Source organism: Actinophytocola gossypii, assembly GCF_025165815.1.
Lineage (GTDB): Bacteria > Actinomycetota > Actinomycetes > Mycobacteriales > Pseudonocardiaceae > Actinophytocola > Actinophytocola gossypii.
The window spans coordinates 1-946 of record NZ_JAFFZE010000048.1 but is presented as its reverse complement, the minus strand read 5'-3'; the positions used below and the strand labels follow the sequence as shown (position 1 = coordinate 946).

Annotated in this window: 1 protein-coding gene; it reads left to right on the top strand. The window is 69.1% G+C overall.

Annotation, left to right across the window (positions count from 1 at the left end; all coding sequences use genetic code 11):
• Positions 1 to 946, top strand: a 946-nt coding sequence (locus JT362_RS35300) for a beta-ketoacyl reductase (RefSeq protein ID WP_260196308.1), incomplete at both ends; no start/stop codon positions are given.

Here is a 946-nt window from a genome sequence, read left to right as displayed (position 1 = left end):
CTGCTGTCGGATGTGGAGTCCGGGGCGGTGCTCCCCGAATGGGTCGTCTACCCCGTCATACCCGCAACCGACGGCACCGTCCCCGAACAAGTCCGCGCGAACCTCACCCAGGTACTCGACCTGCTCCAAGACTGGCTACAACATCCCGAACTCGGCGCCACCCGCCTCGCGATCAACACCCACAACGCCATCGACACCCCCGACCTCGACGTGACCGTCGCCCCCGTGTGGGGTCTGGTCCGCAGCGCCCAAACCGAGCACCCCGACCGGTTCGCCCTCATCGACGGCACCGACTTCCGTGCGGCCCTGGCCACCGGCGAACCCCAAGTCACCATCCGCGACGGCCACGCCCGCGTCCCCCGCCTCACCAAAACCACCCTGCCCCCACCCACAACAACCCTCGACGGCACCGTTCTGGTCACCGGCGGCACCACCGGACTCGGCGCCCTCACCGCCCGCCACCTCGTCACCCACCACCACGTACGCCACCTCGTCCTCACCAGCCGCCGCGGCCCGAACACCCCCGGCATCACCAACCTCGTCACCGAACTCACCAACACCGGCGCCACCGTGCGCGTCGAAACCTGCGACGTCACCAACCGCGACGCCCTCGCCACCCTCCTCGACACCATCGACCCGCCACTCCAAGGCGTGATCCACAGCGCCGGCACCCTCGACGACACCGTCCTCACCTCCCTGAACCCCGAACGCCTCCACACCGTCCTCGCCCCCAAACTCGACGCCGCCTGGCACCTCCACGAACTCACCGACCCCAACACCACCCTCGTCCTCTACTCCTCGGTGTCCGGTGTCCTCGGCGGGCCAGGACAAGCCAACTACGCCGCCGCCAACACCTTCCTCGACGCCCTCGCCCACCACCGCACCAACACAACCGCCGTGTCCTGGGGCCACTGGCACACCGACACCCAGCTCACCGGTCACCTCA